This is a genomic window from Desulfoluna sp. (assembly GCF_030145185.1).
GTDB lineage: Bacteria > Desulfobacterota > Desulfobacteria > Desulfobacterales > Desulfolunaceae > Desulfoluna.
The window spans coordinates 18,972-37,114 of sequence record NZ_JAQYWB010000059.1 but is presented as its reverse complement, the minus strand read 5'-3'; the positions used below and the strand labels follow the sequence as shown (position 1 = coordinate 37,114).

13 protein-coding genes are annotated in these 18,143 nt (G+C 55.4%); 4 read left to right on the top strand and 9 right to left on the bottom strand.

Translation table 11 applies throughout. The annotated features are described in order from the left end of the window. Positions 1-326 precede the first annotated feature (326 nt). The 3 genes from Q1Q75_RS17160 to Q1Q75_RS17150 form a co-directional block, all read right to left on the bottom strand. A complete protein-coding gene (locus tag Q1Q75_RS17160) occupies positions 327-767 on the bottom strand; it encodes a BLUF domain-containing protein (RefSeq protein WP_300673094.1) in 441 nt (146 codons plus the stop codon). A gap of 206 nt (positions 768-973) precedes the next feature. Next, entirely contained in the window at positions 974-1,552 is a 579-nt protein-coding gene (locus Q1Q75_RS17155; protein WP_300673092.1) for a pentapeptide repeat-containing protein, read from the bottom strand. A gap of 236 nt (positions 1,553-1,788) precedes the next feature. Continuing rightward, entirely contained in the window at positions 1,789-3,114 is a 1,326-nt protein-coding gene (locus Q1Q75_RS17150) for an acetyl-CoA hydrolase/transferase C-terminal domain-containing protein (protein ID WP_300673091.1), read from the bottom strand. A 428-nt stretch (positions 3,115-3,542) separates the two neighbouring features. Between Q1Q75_RS17150 and Q1Q75_RS17145 the strand changes: the two genes are divergently transcribed. Continuing rightward, the gene (locus Q1Q75_RS17145) at positions 3,543-4,178 is read left to right on the top strand and encodes a Crp/Fnr family transcriptional regulator (RefSeq protein WP_300673090.1); all 636 of its coding nucleotides are present in this window, start codon (positions 3,543-3,545) and stop codon (positions 4,176-4,178) included. A 55-nt stretch (positions 4,179-4,233) separates the two neighbouring features. After that, positions 4,234-6,273 carry an anaerobic carbon-monoxide dehydrogenase catalytic subunit gene (cooS, locus tag Q1Q75_RS17140; protein ID WP_300673088.1) on the top strand — a complete coding sequence of 680 codons (2,040 nt, stop codon included), beginning with the start codon at positions 4,234-4,236 and terminating at the stop codon, positions 6,271-6,273. Positions 6,274-6,421: 148 nt separating this feature from the next. Here cooS and Q1Q75_RS17135 read toward each other — a convergent pair whose 3' ends face one another. Continuing rightward, entirely contained in the window at positions 6,422-6,889 is a 468-nt protein-coding gene (locus Q1Q75_RS17135; RefSeq protein WP_300673085.1) for a DUF3124 domain-containing protein, read from the bottom strand. Positions 6,890-7,300: 411 nt separating this feature from the next. On the opposite strand from Q1Q75_RS17135, the gene Q1Q75_RS17130 reads away from it, so the two are divergent. Then, positions 7,301-8,461: an NAD(P)/FAD-dependent oxidoreductase gene (locus tag Q1Q75_RS17130; RefSeq protein WP_300673083.1), complete on the top strand. Its 1,161-nt coding sequence runs from the start codon at positions 7,301-7,303 to the stop codon at positions 8,459-8,461. 494 nt (positions 8,462-8,955) lie between these two features. Here the strand turns inward: Q1Q75_RS17130 and Q1Q75_RS17125 are convergent, their stop codons facing one another. The 4 genes from Q1Q75_RS17125 to Q1Q75_RS17110 all read right to left on the bottom strand — a co-directional run bounded on the left by Q1Q75_RS17125 (position 8,956) and on the right by Q1Q75_RS17110 (position 16,091). Then, positions 8,956-9,423: a hypothetical protein gene (locus tag Q1Q75_RS17125; protein WP_300673081.1), complete on the bottom strand. Its 468-nt coding sequence runs from the start codon at positions 9,421-9,423 to the stop codon at positions 8,956-8,958. Between the two features lie 369 nt (positions 9,424-9,792). After that, on the bottom strand, positions 9,793-10,833 hold the full coding sequence (gene purM / locus Q1Q75_RS17120) for a phosphoribosylformylglycinamidine cyclo-ligase (RefSeq protein WP_300673079.1): 1,041 nt from the start codon (positions 10,831-10,833) through the stop codon (positions 9,793-9,795). Positions 10,834-10,916: 83 nt separating this feature from the next. Further along, complete coding sequence (gene purF / locus Q1Q75_RS17115) at positions 10,917-12,317, bottom strand: amidophosphoribosyltransferase (RefSeq protein ID WP_300673078.1); 1,401 nt, start codon at positions 12,315-12,317, stop codon at positions 10,917-10,919. A 24-nt stretch (positions 12,318-12,341) separates the two neighbouring features. Further along, positions 12,342-16,091 carry a phosphoribosylformylglycinamidine synthase gene (locus Q1Q75_RS17110; protein WP_300673075.1) on the bottom strand — a complete coding sequence of 1,250 codons (3,750 nt, stop codon included), beginning with the start codon at positions 16,089-16,091 and terminating at the stop codon, positions 12,342-12,344. A gap of 266 nt (positions 16,092-16,357) precedes the next feature. Here Q1Q75_RS17110 and Q1Q75_RS17105 point away from each other — a divergent pair, with 266 nt between their 5' ends. Continuing rightward, positions 16,358-17,248: a LysR family transcriptional regulator gene (locus tag Q1Q75_RS17105; RefSeq protein ID WP_300673073.1), complete on the top strand. Its 891-nt coding sequence runs from the start codon at positions 16,358-16,360 to the stop codon at positions 17,246-17,248. A gap of 413 nt (positions 17,249-17,661) precedes the next feature. Here the strand turns inward: Q1Q75_RS17105 and Q1Q75_RS17100 are convergent, their stop codons facing one another. Continuing rightward, positions 17,662-17,955: a hypothetical protein gene (locus Q1Q75_RS17100; RefSeq protein WP_300673071.1), complete on the bottom strand. Its 294-nt coding sequence runs from the start codon at positions 17,953-17,955 to the stop codon at positions 17,662-17,664. Between the last annotated feature and the right edge of the window lie 188 nt (positions 17,956-18,143).

The following is an 18,143-nucleotide window of genomic DNA, read 5'->3' as shown; positions in this document are numbered from 1 at the left end:
GTATTCTGTCTGATTTTCTCACCCTTCGGGCGAGCCGGGTGCACTCATCTGCCGCGTTATCAGAGCTTTGAGGTAAACCACTACATCTTCAGCTCTGATGCCTTGCATATGAGCGCACCCAACTCGTGAAATATCCGGGCTAACCCGGATATTTCATGAGAAAACAATCAGGATTAAGGAATAATTCGTAATTACGGTTCTTTGCAGTAATATTTCCAGTCGTTTCAAAAATACAAAATGTAATCCATGGTATTCTGTTTGATTTCCTCACCCTTCGGGCGAGCCGGGTGCACTCATCTGCCGCGTTATCAGAGCTTTGAGGTAAATTATTTTTTAATCACGGTTGCCAGATAACGATCTTTTTCGCGGGCCAGGTTGATCATGAACCCCAACGCCTGCTCCCCGTTCATCTCATAGGGGTTAAAATGCCTGTCGGCCCCATATTTCATCACAATCTGTTCCGTCAATTCGTCGGCTTTCACGTAGGCCATGGACCAATTCTCAAAGATCCGCTCGTGGATATCGGAATACTCCATGAGGGTGGAGTCCGCCGCCCGTTCATCGCTCAGGATGGATGTGTACAATTGGTTGATGGCGGTGCGAGGCCCCTCAATGCACTGGAGAAAATAGGTGTCGTTATAACAGAGGGCTCCTGTGATGCCCTTGGCGGGATTGTTGGCTCGGGCGGTTTCCAGAATGATTTGGACGTCTCGAGGCCCGGCATGGGGCGCCAGGCGGCTGGCGTAAATTAATCGTACCATGTTCATGGGGCGGTCTCGTTTTGTGAGGGTTTTTTAATGGCCCATTGTAGCATGTTTGAAGGGGAGAGGGAAAGGCACAGTGCCTTGGAATAGCACGTTTTATTTGGAAAGAGCCACGTACAGGCTGGCCCTTCGTTCTGGAGCTGTTGTTTTTTGCCACTTTGGATAAAGGGATATGAATCAGGGCCTCAGCATGAAGACCGGCGCTGTTTTTATCCCAGGGTGATGCCGAAGGGCTGAAGAAGTTGCAGGGCGCTTGCGTTGTCAAATCTGGCCCCTTTGAGGGCATTGTGACAGGGGTTGATGGTGAAGCCGGAAGCCCCTCTGAAGTCTGCGGCAGAGAGGGTGCAGTTGGAAAAGGTGGTGGTTCGAAAATAGACGTTGGTAAAATCGGACTCTTTGAGGTTGCATTCACGGAAGTTGGACTCCTCGATCTGAGAGTCAGAAAAAGGGGTCTTTCGAAGATCCATTCCGGTGAAGGTGCAGGAGATCAGTTTGGAACTCTTAAAGATAAGATTGATGCAAAAATCGTTGAGGGTGCTGAAGTTGATTCCCGCCACTTTGCATGCATCAAAGCGGACCGTGTCAAAGGTGGTCCGGGTGACGTCGGCCATCATCAGGGAAGAGGAGGCGAAGGTACAGTTCTCAAAGGTGGTGTTTGTAAGGCGTGTGTTGGACAGGGTGCAGTGCTCGAAGTGGCAGGATTCAAAGATTCTTCCTGAAAGGTCCTGATCGGTAAGGTCTGTGTGGGAGAAGGTCTCATCGAGAAAGTCATCGCGGTCGTTTAACATGGCAGTTTGGCTTTTTTCCTGTTGGGTTCGTTTGGCCAGGCGTTGCGGCCATATAAAGAGACCGTCACATCATGACACACTGTATCACAGGTTGGATTGAAAGGCGCTTTTGTTTCCGGCGGGGACTGGGGGACATGTTGCAGGTGCCGACGTAAAGGGGGCTGAATGCAGGGACCCGAACTTCGGGTCCCCGCATCGAAGGTGTGCAGTCGATTTTTATCACCACCGGCTGTTTTTTAACCGATGCCCATGGCGGCGGCTTCGTTGGCCAGATCGTTACGGAAGTCCGGGTGGGCAATGCTGATAAGCGCTTCGGCGCGCTCCACCGTGGACTTGCCTTTGAGCTGAACCATGCCGTATTCCGTGGCCACGTACTGGACCATGGAGCGGGGCAGGGTGACGATGGAACCCGGCGTCAGCGTGGGGTTGATGCGGGAGTGAACCACCCCTTTGCCGTCTGTGTATGTGGAACTCAAGCCGATGATGCCTTTGCCCCCTTTGGAGCCGAAGGCGCCAAAGATGAAGTCGAGCTGGCCCCCGGTGCCTGAGACCTGGCGTGTGCCTGCAGACTCTGAGCAGACCTGGCTGTAGAGGTCGATGGCCACGGCGTTGTTGACCGCGATCACCTTGGGGTTCAAAGCGATGATTTTGGGATCGTTGATATAGTTCACCGGATAGGACGCGCAGGTCGGGTTGTTGTGGAGAAAATCGTAGAGCTTGGAGGTGCCCATGGCAAAGGTGTAGGCCATTTTGTATTTGTCGATGACTTTTTTGGCCCCGGTGATTTTGCCGCACTCGTAGAGATCCACGCAGGAGTCCACCAGCATCTCGGTGTGAATGCCCAGGTCCTTGAGATCGCTTTCTGCGAGCATGTTGCCGATGACGTTGGGCAGGGCGCCGATGCCAAGCTGAAGGCAGGAACCGTCTTCGATGACCTTCATGATGTGACCGGCAATGGCCTGGTCGACCTCTGATGCCTTGGCACCCGGGACCTCAACGAGTTTGTCCGTGCGACCCTCCACCACCGCGTTTATGCGGGAAATGTGGATGGACTCCTGATTTCCCCCGAGGCAGTTGGGCATGTTGGGATTCACCTCGACCACAACCCATTTGGCTTTATCGATGGCCGATGGGGTCAGCGAGTTGGAGATGCCGTAGTTGAAGTATCCCCGTTTGTCCATAGGACCGGTGGTGACGACCACGGCATTGTAATCCTGATATTTTCGGATGATGCGCGGTCCCTGGTGGTAGGTCAGGGGAATGTAGTTGCAACGGCCCATTCGGTGGAGTTTTCGGCTGATGCCTCCGAAGTGCCAGTCGTTGAGAATGAAGTGCTCCCCATGGGGATCCAACTCGGCCACCTTGGGCATCTGGGTAAAGCAGACGCTGTCCACGTTCACCCCGGTGAGTTCGTCCCGGCGGTCCGCAAGTGCGGCATCGCACAATCTCGGGAAGAGAGTGAACTCCCCGTAAAAGACTCGGTCGCCCGATTTGATACCTGCCATGGCTTCGGCTGCGCCGACTCTTTTCAGTTCGTATTCACGCTCTAATCGATCGCTCATGTGGCCTCCTTCTAGCGGCTTGGTAGGGTGAGAACGGGAGCCTTCCTCTGCAAACCGCTTGTCGCACCGCGAATAAAAATGATTACCCCCAAAAACAAGATCTGATTTAAGGAACCTTTATACACGCAAGTAAAGCCTAATTCAATATATCTATAATGAAAACACAGTGTTAACACAAGGTAACGCAATTCGCATAAAAGAATGTAATCTTTGCCGTGATTGATGGTTTATCAAGGGGCCCTTGGTGCACAAAAGTCATGATGTTTCCTCGCGTCCGTGACAGGCTCGTGGGAACGTTCTGCCGGGGAGTGGTAAGGGATCGCTGCGTTGACAATTCAATCCTTTTTGCGGATAGTCGAAGACAGGTGTTCGTTTGAACGGGTGATAAATCGTTTTTATCTTTGGAGCGTGAGGAGGGCCGGATCGGTATGAAAATTTCAACGGTGAGTCTGCTTGAGGAGTTGGAACGTCCTGAGTATGCAGCCATGAAAAAGGCCTTTCGGAGGCGGCGCTATGTGAAAGGGGAGAGCATCGCTTTTCCGGAGGCGTCCTCCAATGAGGTGTTTGTGGTGGCCTCGGGACGTTTGCGCGTGTACAGGGCCTACGAGGAGAAGGAGTTCACCTTTGCGGTGCTGGAGCCCGGGGACATTTACAGCAGCCACACCGGCGCCTACGTGGTGGCCCTCACCGATGGATCCCTTTTGGTGACCGATGTGGCCACTTTTCACCGGGAGATGATGGAGGCCCCGGCCGTCACCCAGGCCATGTTGCGGGTGTTGGGGGGGCTATTGAAAAACGCCTTTCAGATTATTGAGAGTCTGGTTTTTCGGGACAGTGCCACGCGGCTTGCCGCTTTTCTTCTTTCAGAAACCCGAGACGACCCCGAAGGACCTGTGATTCGCCTGACCGTGACCATCGAAGAGCTGGCCCTTCACCTGGGCATGTCCCGTCAGACCGCCTCCACCCTCCTTGCCGAGATGGGCCGTTCTGGGGTGATTCAAAAGCTGGGCCGGGGGGTCTACCGGGTTGAAGACGCAGCCCGGCTGGAGGAGCTGGCAGGGTGATGATCCCAGGCTCAGGCTGACCCCGGACCGTTGACGCTCGTGCGGGTGGGTGGGCATGCTGGCCACAAATTCGGTGCCTTATGTCGGCTGGCTGACAGAAAGCAGGGCAAGACCCATGGTACGGTGGGTGCCTAATGGAGAGGTGCCGACGCTCTTGTCGGAAGGGGTTCGAAGAGATTTCGGCACCGAAAACAGGGAGGTCGGCATGGCAAGGGAAAAACGACAGGTAGAAGAGCTTTCGATGTGGGAAGACGCCCGGGCGATGATACGCAAGGCCCAGGCGGAGGGGATTGAGACGGTGTGGGATCGCCTGGAGCAGCAGACTCCCCACTGTCGGTTCTGCGAGCTCGGCACCACATGCCGGAACTGCACCATGGGGCCATGCCGCATCAGTTCAAAGAAGGATGGGAAGATGCAGCGCGGCGTGTGCGGTGCGGATGCCGATGTGGTGGTGGCGCGGAACTTTGGCCGGTTCGTCGCAGGGGGGGTGGCAGGGCATTCTGACCATGGCAGGGATCTCATTGAGGTCTTGGAGTGCGTGGTGACAGGGGGCACGTCAGATTATGGCATACGCGATGAAGCCAAGTTGGTGCGGATTGCCGGAGAGCTGGGGGTGGATACAGAAGGTCGTCCGACGCGGGAGATTGCAGGAGACCTTGTGGAGGTTCTCTATGGCGACTTTGGCAGCCGGAAGCAGGAGGTGTCATTTCTCAGTCGGGTTCCGGCAAAAAGACGGGAAATCTGGAAGACCCTCGGGATGACCCCACGGGGTGTGGATCGTGAGATCGCCGAGATGATGCACCGCACCCACATCGGGTGTGACAACGATGCCCCAAGCACCTTGATTCATGCGGCGCGGACTGCTTTGGCCGACGGCTGGGCCGGATCCATGATTGGGACAGAACTCTCGGATATTATTTTCGGTACTCCGAGCCCCTCGTATTCCACCGCCAACTTGGGGGTCCTGAAGAAGGATCAGGTCAACATCCTTGTCCATGGGCACAACCCGGTGGTCTCGGAGATGATCCTGGCCGCCGCGCGAATGCCGGATCTCTTGGCTCGGGCCAGTGAGAAGGGGGCGTCGGGCATTAACATTGGCGGCCTGTGCTGCACGAGCAATGAGTTGCTGATGCGCCAGGGCATCCCCATGGCGGGCAACCATCTGATGACCGAACTTTCCATCGTCACCGGGGCTGTGGAGGCCGTGGTGGTGGATTATCAGTGCATCATGCCCAGCATGGTTCAGATCTCGGGGTGCTACCATACCCGGTTCATCACCACGTCAGGAAAGGCTCGGTTCACCGGGGCCACACACTTTGATATCCATCCTGAAAATGCCTTTGAAAAAGCACGTGAGATCGTCACCCTCGCCGTGGATGCATTTGCCGAAAGGGATGCCTCACGGGTTGATATACCCGATACCCCTGTCCCCATTATGACCGGATTTTCAAACGAAGCGATTCTGGCGGCCCTGGGAGGAACAGCAGAGCCCCTGATTGAAGCCATGCGCCAAGGTAAGATTCGAGGTGTGGTGGGGATCGTGGGATGCAACAACCCCAAGTTCAAACAGGACTCCATGAATGTCGGCCTTGCAAAGGCCCTGTTGAAAAAAGATATCCTGGTTCTGGTGACGGGGTGCGTGACCACTGCTGCCGGAAAGGCCGGGCTCCTTGTACCGGAAGGTATTGAGATGGCAGGGCCGGGGGTAAAGGAGGTCTGCGGCGCCCTGGGCATTCCCCCGGTACTGCACATGGGGAGCTGCGTGGACAACTCACGTATTCTGCAACTTTGCGCGCTTCTGGCCGACGCTCTGGGCGTGGATCTCTCGGACCTGCCCGTGGCCGCATCCGCACCGGAGTGGTACTCGGAAAAAGCGGCCGCCATCGGTCTGTACGCCGTGGCCTCAGGCATCGAAACCCACCTGGGTCATCCGCCCAATATCTTGGGCTCAGAAACAGTGACTCACCTCGCCACCGAGGGCCTTGAAGACCTGGTTGGGGCTCGATTTATCATCGAAAAAAACCCTGAAGAGGCCGCTGAGCTTCTGGACAATAGAATCACAGCCAAGCGAAAAGGGTTGGGATGGAAACCATGATGGATTCAGACATCCGGTCCGCTTAACTGAGCGGGTTAGCTCGAAAGCCCCTTTAAATCGGTCGAGATTTAAAGGGGCTTTTTTTTCCAGGCGTCCTGCTCGCCGTGGCGAGGTGGTGGGGCGCCTTTTCGAATGATCATCCCTTAATTTATCGGTCCCAAATCACCTGCCCCCGAGAGGTGAAGGAGATGCCCTGCTGGGCCCGGGTGCTGATCATGATCGATTCGATGAGGACCGGAGAGACCGGTTCATCGGCCTTCCAGGTGACGATGAAGTTGGCCCCGGAGCCCCCGGCTTTGTCAGACTCATTCACGATGAATCGGGTGGCGGCCAGGGGGGCAATATTCAGGGGCGTGGCAAGGTATCGGGTGAGGAGCTTGCCGTCGGAGTCGTGGTAGTTCACCTGGGTGATGGTAACGGAGCTGTGGGGGTCGGTGTTTCGGATGCTTAACGTCACCGCGAGGCCAAAGGGTTTTTTCCTGTCTCCGCTGTAGATATGAGAGTAAGCGGAGACGTAGACGGCCTGACCCCTGGAGGCGGCATGGGCGACGGGCAGTGCCAGCAATAAAAATGTGATAATCCAGGCAGCGGTGAGGTATTTTGAGGGTACAGTCATAGGCGTCCTCTTTATGAAAAAGTGTTTTTTGCGGCCGTAATGGGGTCTGAATTTCACCGGATGAACCCTTCCAATTGACGGATCAATAGATTATAAAGGGCCATGCCCGAGGACTCCACCTTTTTTCTCTTTTCCTTCCGATTCAGGGGGATAGACCAGGCCCATTATCTTCCTTCTTTTCTGGGCTGTCTATCCTGTTTTGGTCCGGTCGCATAAGCTCATGTGGGCTTTTCGGACGGTTTCGCGTTGGCCCCTCGATTTTTTTCACTTAAAATAGATGGGGTTGCCCCCCTTTATTTCTCTTCTTGATGTTTCCTCTTTCAGACACTATAACCAGACGCCGCACCGCGTGCCGGACGGCATGGGATGCAATGGGCAACCCGCTTTCAATGATTACCTAGGATACCCGTTATGCCACATTATGATATCGTTATTCTCGGAGCAGGCGCTTCGGGGTTGTGGGCGGCCATGACCGCCGCAAAGCGCGGAAAATCGGTGTGTGTCATCGATCATGGGAAAAAAGCCGGTCGCAAGATCCTTATCGCAGGCGGTGGCAAATGCAATTTTACCAACCTTCAGGCGACTCCGGCTGATTTCGTCTGCCGCAACCCCCATTTTGTGAAATCAGCCCTTGCGCGCCTGAGTCCCTGGGATGTGGTCTCCTTTGTGGAGAACCATGATATTCCCTGGGAAGAGCGGGAGCATGGTCAGCTCTTTTGCCGGGATTCTGCCGAAGACATGGTGGAGGCCCTTCTCCTGGAGTGCCGAAAGGCAAAGGTAGTTCTACGCCTGGACAGCGAGATCACAGGGGTAACCCAGGCAGACGGCTTTCAGGTGACCCTTGAAAAGGGACAGGTCACGGCAGCCTCCTGCCTCATCGCTCTGGGAGGCCCGGCCTGGCCCCAGGTGGGTGCCACCGATATGGGGCATCGCCTCGCCAAACAGTTTGGGCACACCATCATCCCGGCGCGTCCGGCCCTGGTCCCCTTTACCCTCCCCAGTGACTGGAAGCTCAAAGGTCTGACCGGAATCGCCTTGCCCGCACGCCTGACCGTCGGCGGCAAAAGCTTCACCGAAAATCTCCTTTTCACCCACAAGGGCCTCAGTGGTCCCGTGGCCCTTCACGCCTCCTGTCATTGGGAAAAAGGCCAGGAGATGGCCGTTGATTTTCTGCCGGGGAACCGCATCGAATCCCTCCTGGTTGAGGCCGGGGGCAAACCCCTGGTGCGTACCCTGCTCTCTCGAATCCTCCCGGAACGCCTCGCCACCGCCCTTGTCCCCGCCAAACTGGGCGGTCAGCAGATCGCCCAACTGACCCTTAAGGATCAAGAACGCCTCGTGTCGCTCATCCATGACTATCGCATCACCCCTTCAGGCACCGAGGGCATGCGCAAAGCCGAAGCCACCTCAGGCGGCGTGGATACCGCAGACGTCTCCTCCAAAACCATGGAGAGCCGCCTCACCCCCGGTCTCTACCTCACCGGCGAACTCCTCGATGTCACCGGCCAACTCGGCGGCTTCAACCTCCACTGGGCCTGGGCTTCCGGGCAGGCAGCCGGGGAGTCGATGTAGTAGAAGATAGAAAAAAGGTGAAAAGCGGGCCTTCGGCGGCGAGGTGAGCCACCTTGAAAGCGGGTTTGCGAATGCGATTCGGGTGTCGTCATTTCGGGATGAAAGGCGTCCGCATTCGCGTGGCGGGTGAGGGGCTGCGGCTGATAACGCATGCACCTTTTACTCGTTCCCAGGCCTCGCCTGGGAAAGCACCCCGGAGGCTCTGCCTCCATGTTTGATATCGTTTCAACCTTATGAATTCCATCTCCCACGTCACTGCTTCAGGCTGCTGCAAATAAATAATCGTAACTATTCAGCTTGCCTTCGCCCGATCGTTCGAGGCAAATGACAGAAAGATTCAAATGCCAATACGTCACGTCTTTTCATCACCGCGTAGGGTGCGGCTCCCGCACCTTCTAACTGCGCGGGGAAGACGAAAAGCGTAGGGTGCTGTCAGGCCGGGGTCATAAAGAAAAAATGGATAGCTGAATAGTTACAAATAATCATACATTGGCTCATCTTGCCGCCGGCATTGCTTTTGTACTTTTATATTTTTCTTGCAACCTTACACACCGGTAGTGCAGTTCCTTGCACGTGACACTCCCAGGCAGTGAACTCGGTTTAGCCCGCAATCCGGCGGAGGAAGGCATCGACGCAGGGAGAGGCGCAGTGCTCTTGTCGCTGTGATTTATTTTTTTCTCAGCGTGCCGTTGGGCATAGTACAGCGGTTTGCACAGGCTGCAGGGGGAGAAATTTTTCTCTTTGGCTTCGGTCGTAGAGTGAAGAATAATCGTGCAGTTTTTACAGTGGTAGTAACGGCAATCCGGGGCATGAAATTTGAAACTTCTTTTGTTGCCATGAAAAATAATCCCGCTTTCCTTCTGCACGGTCTCTCCGGAAGAGATCTTCGGGGTGGCACCTGCGTTGATGGGAAAAAGAAAACAGACCATCAGGAAAATAATGAGCAGACAGCGTTTATTCATGGGACGCTCCTGTTATGGTTTCACCTGCTTGAGAACCCCTTCAAGAGTCCCCGCCTTTTCGTAAGCAACGAATCCCCATATGATCTTATTGATCCTTTGCTCTTCTTTGCGAGCTTTGTTCATTAATTTGATGGTAAAGGGCAGGGCAGCAAGTGGTTACTCATTGTCATTAGATCGAAAAAGTATATTTTGCAAGGGATAGGGCTGAAGAATGGGGGGGCGCTTTTTGTTCCTTTTTTCCCGCGACGGTAGCTCTTGGATTTACCTTTCAGCTAAAAAGGCGAAAGCGCTCTGCCCCGAGGAACGAGGGGCAGAGCGCTTTCGCAAGATGCTTTCAAGGTGGCTCACCTTGCCGCCGGAGGCATTTTTTTATTTGATATACCGGATGCCTTCACCCTGGGTGACGGTGCCGATGGTGTAAGCTTTTTCGCCCATTTTTTCGATGGTTTTCATCATCGCGTCGGCTTCAGACGGGTCGACGGCGAGGATAAAGCCGATGCCCATGTTGAAGGTCTTGAACATTTCGGACTCGTCGACGTTGCCCTTTTCCTGAATGAGGGGAAAGAGGGGGTTCATCTCCCAGCTGCCCATGTTGATATCGGCGCCGAGGCCCTCGGGAAGGACCCGGGGGATGTTTTCGGTGAAGCCGCCGCCAGTGACGTGGACCATGCCGTTTACGCTGTGGTGGGCAAGGATCTCCAGGATCTCTTTGACGTAGATCTTGGTGGGGGTGATCAGGGCCTCGCCCAGGGTCATGCCCAGCTCTTCCACGGGGTCACTGACCTTCATGTTCAGCACGTCAAAAAAGAGCTTTCGCACCAGGGAGTAGCCGTTGGAGTGGATGCCCGTGGAGGGCAGGCCGATGAGGACATCCCCGTCTTTGATCTTGCTGCCGTCGATGATTTTTTCTTTTTCCACGATGCCCACGGTAAAACCTGCGATGTCGTATTCGTCATCGGAGTAGAATCCGGGCATCTCGGCGGTCTCCCCGCCGATGAGGGAGGCCCCGGACTGCTTGCAGCCTTCGGCGATGCCTTTCACGATGTCGGCTACCTTATCGGAGCTGATGCGGCCTGTGGCAATGTAGTCGAGGAAGAAGAGGGGTTTTGCCCCTTGAACCAGGATGTCGTTGACGCACATGGCCACGAGGTCGATGCCGGTGGAGTCGTGGACGTCTGTTAAAAAAGCGATCTTCAGCTTGGTGCCTACCCCGTCGGTCCCGGAGACCAGAACGGGTTTCCGGTATCCTTCCAGGTCCAGCTCAAACAGCCCGCCAAAACCGCCCAGGCCGCCCAGCACACCTTTGGTGAAGGTCTCCTGGACGTAAGCTTTCATTTTTTCAACAGCCGCGGCACCTTCTTTGATGTCCACGCCAGCGTCTGCATAGGTCAGTTTTGTCTTCTCGCTCATATTTTTATCCTTTTGGGGAGGGTATTTTATTAAAGAAGCCTCCGGCGGCGAGGTGCACCACCTCGCCGCCGGAGGCAAAGCTATTACTCGAACATGAGTTTGTCGACTTCTTCGGGGACGTCCATGGGGTAGTCGCCGTCGAAGCAGGCGGTGCACATATCGCAGTTGGTTTTGCCCACGGAGGCCAGGAGGCCTTTCACGCTGATGTAGCCCAGGGAGTCGGCGCCGATGAGGTCTCTGACTTCGTCAACGCTCTTGGAGGAGCCCACGAGCTGCTGGCGGTTCGGGGTATCAATGCCGAAGAAGCAGGGGAATTTTACAGAGTCTGAGCTGACCCGCATGTGGACTTCGGTGGCCCCGGCTTTTTTCAGGGCATCGACGATCTTGCGGCTGGTGGTGCCGCGAACGATGGAGTCATCGACCACCACAACTCTTTTGCCTTTCACGTTCTCTTTAAGCACGTTGAGTTTCAGGCGAACGGCCAGCTCGCGGGATTCCTGATCGGGCTGGATAAAGGTTCGGCCGATGTACTTGTTCTTGATGAGTCCGATACCGTAGGGGATGCCGGACTCCTGGGCGAAGCCGATGGCGGCGTCGATGCCGGAATCGGGCACGGCGATGACAATGTCGGCCTCTACGGGGTGTTCCTGGGCCAGGGTTTTTCCGGCACATCGCCTTGAGCTGGAGACGCTGACGCCGTCGATGACGCTGTCGGGGCGGGCAAAGTAGACGTATTCGAAGATGCAGTGGGCCACGCGCTGGCTGTCGTCATAGATGATGGACTCGATGCCGTTTTCATCGATGATGACCATCTCGCCGTGTTTAACGTCCCGCACGAGCTCGGCGCCGACCACGTCCAGGGCGCAGCTCTCTGAGGAGAGGACCAGGCCGCCGTCGGGAAGTTTGCCGATGCACAGGGGGCGCAGGCCGTTGGGGTCTCGTATGCCGATGAGTTTGCCTTCGCAGACGATGACGAGGGCAAAGGCGCCTTTGATCTCCCGAACGGTTTTGAGGATGGATTCTTTAAACCCCAGGGAGTAATTTTTGGCGATGAGGTTGGCAATGACCTCGGTGTCGATGGAGGTCTGGAAGATGGAGCCGGAAATTTCCAGTTTGTCCCGGATTTTATCGGCATTCACCAGGTTGCCGTTGTGGGTCAGGGCGATGCTCCCGCCCCGGTAGTTAATGACCAGGGGCTGGGCGTTGGAGACGTGGGACTCTCCGGTGGTGGAGTAGCGCACGTGGCCCACGCTGATGGTGCCGGTCAGGCCATCTAAGATGTCGTTGTCGAAGACATCCTGGACCAGGCCCATCTCTTTGTAGTGACGGACTTTGCCCTCATCGTAGGCGGCAATGCCTGCGCTCTCCTGGCCTCGGTGCTGTAGAGAGATGAGTCCGAAGGCTACCCGGCGTGAAAGGTTCCGGCTTGTCTTTGAGAAGATTCCCAGAACACCGCATTCGTCTTTAAACTTGTCGCAATTCATTGTGAATCCTTTAATCGTCCCTGTTTACTGGAAGTACTTTACCCCAGACTCAAAAATCTTCATATCTGTTTTGCCGTAGATGTTTCCGGCGATATGGCTTCCGATACGTTCGCTGTGACCCATCTTTCCAAAAATACGGCCGTCGGCGCTGGTAATGCCCTCAATGGCGTAGATGGAGCCGTTGGGGTTGAAGCGTCCGTCGTAGGTGGCGTTGCCCGTTTCATCCACGTACTGGGTGGCGATCTGACCCTTTTCGATGAGCCCTTTGAGGACATCATCGCTGGCAAAGAACCGTCCCTCACCGTGGGAGAGGGGGGACTCAAAGATCTCACCTGTTTCCGTGCCGGACAGCCAGGGCGAGAGGTTGGATGAGACCCGTGTCTTCACGTAGCGCGCAATGTGGCGGCCGATCTTGTTGTAGGTCAGGGTGGGCGCGGTCTCTTCTAAGGTACGGATCTCGCCGTAGGGCAGCAGGCCGAGTTTGACCAGGGCCTGAAAGCCGTTGCAGATGCCCAGCATGAGACCGTCTCGATCGTTTAAGAGGCCGTGAACCGCCTCTTTGACCCGCTCATTTTTGAAGATGGAGGCGATGAATTTACCGGACCCTTCGGGTTCGTCCCCTGCGGAGAACCCACCGGGCAGGGCGATGATCTGCGCGCCGCCGATTTTGCCTGCGAGGGTGGCGATGGACTCTTCCACCCAGGCGGCGGTGAGGTTTTTAAAGACCACCACCTCTACGTCGGCTCCTGCGCGGGTAAAGGCACGCTGGGTGTCGATCTCGCAGTTGGTGCCGGGAAACGAGGGGATGATCACCTTGGGACGCGCCACCTTGTGTTTGGCTACATGGATGGTTTTGACCGTATGACATAAGGTGTCGATGGGTCCCTGGTGGTCCTCTTTGATCTCGAAGATCTCGTTCAAGGGTGCTTCCCAGGCGGTGATGAGGTCAGGCAAAGCCAGGCTCATATCGCCCTGTGTGATGGTTTCGGTTTCAGTGACCATACCTAAGTCGACATAGGCCGTGGTGAAGAGTTCTGCAAGCTCTTTTTCGGAACTCACCTCAAGAACAAGGGAGCCAATGGCCTCATGCGTTAACATCTCGGCTGAGATTTCGGGGTTCAGGTCCATGCCCAGTGTGTTGCCGAAGCACATTTTGGAGATCGCTGCCACGGCTCCACCCTTGCTGACCGTGTGAGCGCTGATGATGTGGCCTTCGGCCATGAGCCGGGTGACCAGGTCGTATTTTTCCTTGAGGTCCTGAAAGTCGATGATCTCGGCTGCGTTCCGGTTTGCCTGGATCATGACAACCCGGGAGTCAGCCAGCTTGAACTCCGGCGTGATGAGGTGGTTCATGTCCATGGCAGAGACGGCAAAGGAGATAAGGCTGGGGGGCACGTCCAAGTCTTTAAACGAACCGCTCATGGAGTCCTTGCCGCCGATGGCGCCGATCTTGAACTCTTTCTGGGCGCGGTAGGCGCCGAGGAGGGCGGCAAAGGGTTTGCCCCAGCGAACGGCTTCCCCGCGAAGTTTTTCAAAGTATTCCTGCAAAGAGAGGTAGATGTCCTGGTAGGTGCCGCCCATGGCGACCACCTTGGCCACGCTCTCCACCACGGCGTAGAGGCCGCCGTGGAAGGGGGACCAGATAGCCAGCTCCGGGTTGTATCCGTGGGCCATCAGGGTTCCGGTGTGGGTCTCTCCGCTTTCGACAGGGATCTTGGCGGCCATGCCCTCGGTGGGGGTCTGGTAGGTCTTGCCGCCAAAGGGCATGAGGGCGGAGCCGGCGCCGATCGTGCTGTCGAAGAGCTCGACCAGGCCTTTTTGACTGGCCACGTTGAGATCGGCCAGGGTGTTGATCCAGGTTTCAGCGAGGTCCGCGGTCTTCTTTTTATTAAAGACAGGGGACCCTTGTTCGGGGGACTCCACCTCGATGCGGGTGGACTGGCTGACGCCGTTGGTGTCCAGGAAGGCACGGGAGACATCGATAATCCACGTGCCGCGCCACTGGATCCTCAGGCGACCGGTGTCCGTGATATTGGCGATGGCGGTGGCTTCCAGGTTTTCTGTGCCGGCCAGGCGGATGAAGTCCTCGGCGTTTTCGCGTCTGACCACCACGGCCATGCGCTCCTGGGACTCGGAGATGGCCAGCTCGGTGCCGTCCAGTCCGTTGTATTTCTTGGGCACACTGTCCAGGAAGATGTCGATGCTGTCGGCCAGCTCACCCACGGCCACGGAGACGCCGCCTGCACCGAAATCGTTGCAGCGGATGATCATTTTAGAGACGGTTTCATGCCTGAAGAGGCGCTGGATTTTTCGTTCTTCCGGGGCGTTGCCTTTCTGGACCTCTGCTCCGCAGGTGGCCAGGGACTCTTCGGTGTGCTCTTTGCTGGAGCCGGTGGCCCCGCCGCAGCCGTCGCGTCCGGTGCGTCCGCCCACCAGGATGACGATGTCGCCGGGTTCCGGTACCTCACGGATTACCTGATCTTTGGGCGTGGCGGCAATGACGGCCCCCACTTCCATGCGTTTGGCCACAAAGCGGTCGTTGTAATACTCTTTGACAAAGCCGGTGGAGACGCCGATCTGGTTGCCATAGGAGCTGTAACCGTGGGCGGCCCGCTTGCTGATGGTGCGCTGGGGCAGCTTGCCGGGAAGGGTCGCTTCAAAAGGGGTTCGGGGGTCTGCCGCGCCGGTGATGCGCATGGCCTGGTAAACAAAGGATCGGCCGGACAAGGGGTCACGGATGGCACCGCCCAGGCAGGTGGCCGCGCCGCCGAAGGGCTCGATCTCCGTGGGGTGGTTGTGGGTTTCGTTTTTGAACATCACCAGATAAGGAATTTTTTCGCCGTCCACGTCCACATCCACGTTGATGCTGCAGGCGTTGATCTCTTCGCTGACGTCGATGTCTTTCAGGTATCCCTCCTGCTTCAGGGACTTGGCGGCGATGCAGGCAAGATCCATGAGGCATTCCGGTTTTTTCGCCCCGCATGTGACCCGGTCTGCCCGGTAGAGGTCGTAGGCTTTCTGGATCTCTTCGGCGTAGTCACCCGGCTGGATGGTCACCTCTTCAATTTCGGTCATGAAGGTGGTGTGACGGCAGTGATCCGACCAGTAGGTGTCGATGGCCTTCATCTCGGTGATGGAGGGGTTTCGTTTTTCGGTGTCCCGGAAGTACACCTGGCAGGAGAGGATGTCCCCCATGCTCATGGCAAAACCTTCGGCGTCCTTGAAGGTGGCAAGCTCTGTTTCGGTAAATGCGGTAAAGCCTTCAAAGATCATCACGTCCTCGGGAACCACTGCGTCCATCTCGATGGTCTCGGGAATCGCCAGGTCCAGCTCGCAGGACTCCACCACGTTGATCATGTGGGTCTTTATTTTTTGCCCCTCCGCCCCGGAGATTTTTCCGTTTATCGCAATGACTTTTGAGGCTCGGATCAGGGGGCGCTCACCACCGGTTAAGAGCTGCACGCACTGCATGGCAGAGTCTGCCCGCTGGTCATACTGCCCGGGGAGAAGGCCCATCCTGAAAACAAAGTCGGCCCCGGTAAAACGGCTGGCATCCTTATATACATCGTCGGTGTTGGGCTCGCTGAAGATATTTGTCTTAGCAAGCTCAAAGGTGGCGTCATCAAAGCCAAGGCACTCATAGCAGTTGATGATGCGGACATCAGTGACACCTTCAATGTTCAGATTGTGCGTGAGATCCGAGAGCAGGTGATCCGCTTCGACCTTGAAGTTGTTTTTCTTTTCAACAAAGATCCGTCTAATCTTGTTTGGCATGTGGCGACCCCTGAAACAATATATGGTTGAATACCTGAAGGCTGCATAGTGACATTTGAATTCAGTGTGCGGGCAGAGGGGGTGAGGTGACGCGCGCCCCTTGCCCCGGAACCCAAGGACTCTATTGACTTACCACAGCTTGTTTTATAAATGTAATTAATAATTATAACGTCAATAACAATCAGTGCTAATGATAGGGTGGCGTCACCTTGCCGCCGGAGGTTTTTTTTGGAGCATTATGTTTTGTAACCATTTCAGGGTGATTTATGAATATCAATTTTGAACTCTACAAGGTTTTTTATCATGCGGCCAAGAACTTGAGCTTCACGCGGGCTGCGGAATGCCTTTTTGTGACCCAGAGCTCGGTTTCTCAATCCATCAAATTACTGGAAAATCATCTTAACATTCTGCTTTTTATTCGGAACAAGCGTAACATGCAGCTCACCAAAGAGGGGGAGATGCTTTTTTTTCATATCTCTGAAGCCTATGACATTATCAAGGCGGGCGAGCGGAACATCGAGAACACCAAGGTTCTCGGGTTCGGAGAGGTGAAGATTGGCGCCAGCGATACCATCTGCCGTTATTTTCTCCTTCATTATATCAAGCAGTTTCATGCGGATTATCCGAATATTAAGATTAATATCACCAACCAGCCCTCCATGCAGACCCTGGAGGACATCGCCGGGGGCAAAATGGACTTCGGGGTGGTGAACCTTCCTGAAACCATGAAGGTCAAGGGCGTCAACATCACCGAAATCAAGGGGTTTCAGGAGGTGGCCATCACCACAGACGCCTACGCGAAAACGCTCCCGAAGCACCCATCCATCAAAGATTTGAAAAACTACCCTCTTATTACCCTCACCCCCAACACCAACACCCGCCGGTACCTTGACGCCGTTTTCCACGCCCAGAAAGAGACCCTCGCTCCGGAGTTCGAGCTTGAAAGCATCGACCTCATCGTCGATTTCGTCCGCATTGGCCTGGGCGTGGGTTTCGTCATGGCCGATGCCATTCCCGAGACCGATCATGAAACCATCCACATCCTCGACCTGAAAGAACCCTTGCCGTCCCGTTCGATCGGGATCGTCACAAATAAAGAGCTTCCTTTAAGTCTCTCCACGGAACACTTTATGAACGTGTTGATCAAGGGGCGGTGAGGGTTGTGCGGCGCATTGGGAATTCGTGCAGGCAGGATGTCATGGGGGGCATTGCGAGATGTGTTGGGGCGGAAATTTTGTCAGGTGTCGCCCCGATCATGCGTGAATATGGCCCCGGACAGGGGGTTTTATTGGTTTAACCCGGATATTTCACGAGTCGAGTGCATTCATATTCAAGGCACCAGAGCGGTAGATGTAGTGGTTTACCTCAACGCTCTGGTAACGCAGAAGATGGGTGCCCTCGGCTCGCCCGAAGGGTGTGAAAATTGAACAGAAAACCGAAAACGACATTTTGTATTTTTCGATTGCCTAATTTTTTCGCTGCAACACTTTGTAATAAAAGAGTATATCCTTTTGTGTTGCGGTTTCTCATGAAATGTCCGGGTTAAGTCCGTGAGGGTGGGGGGCGTCTGTCAGGTACACTCTTTGTCTCGCGCTCTATCGTGGGTGCCTTCGCCCTCTCCGTGGCCATCACCACCATCGCCGTCGTGATCGTGATTTTTGTCACCGTCGTGATTTTTGTCTCGGGTTTGATCTGAGGCCAGGAGAGGGTTGTAGAGATCCGTTTGAATCATCTCGCAGGATCCGTCCTGCTTTTTGTCTTGGGTCCTGTCCTGCTTTTTATCCTGGTCCTTTGCCGTTGCCAGGCCGGAACCCATGATAATCAAGGTGATAATAAGTAAACAGCTTTTGAGTAGCGTTTTCATGATAAACTCCTTAATAAAAGAATGAAGTCCCTGTCCGGAAACCGGATGGCCCGCCCATGGTTCTGGGTGAGTTTGTTTCTGTTGTGCAGTAGAACGTTTGGCCGCGACAAAGGTTACAGACGATGATTCACATGGCCTTTTTTCGGTTCTATCGTCCGTCTCATGAGCGTTGCCTGTCGCCGGTTTTC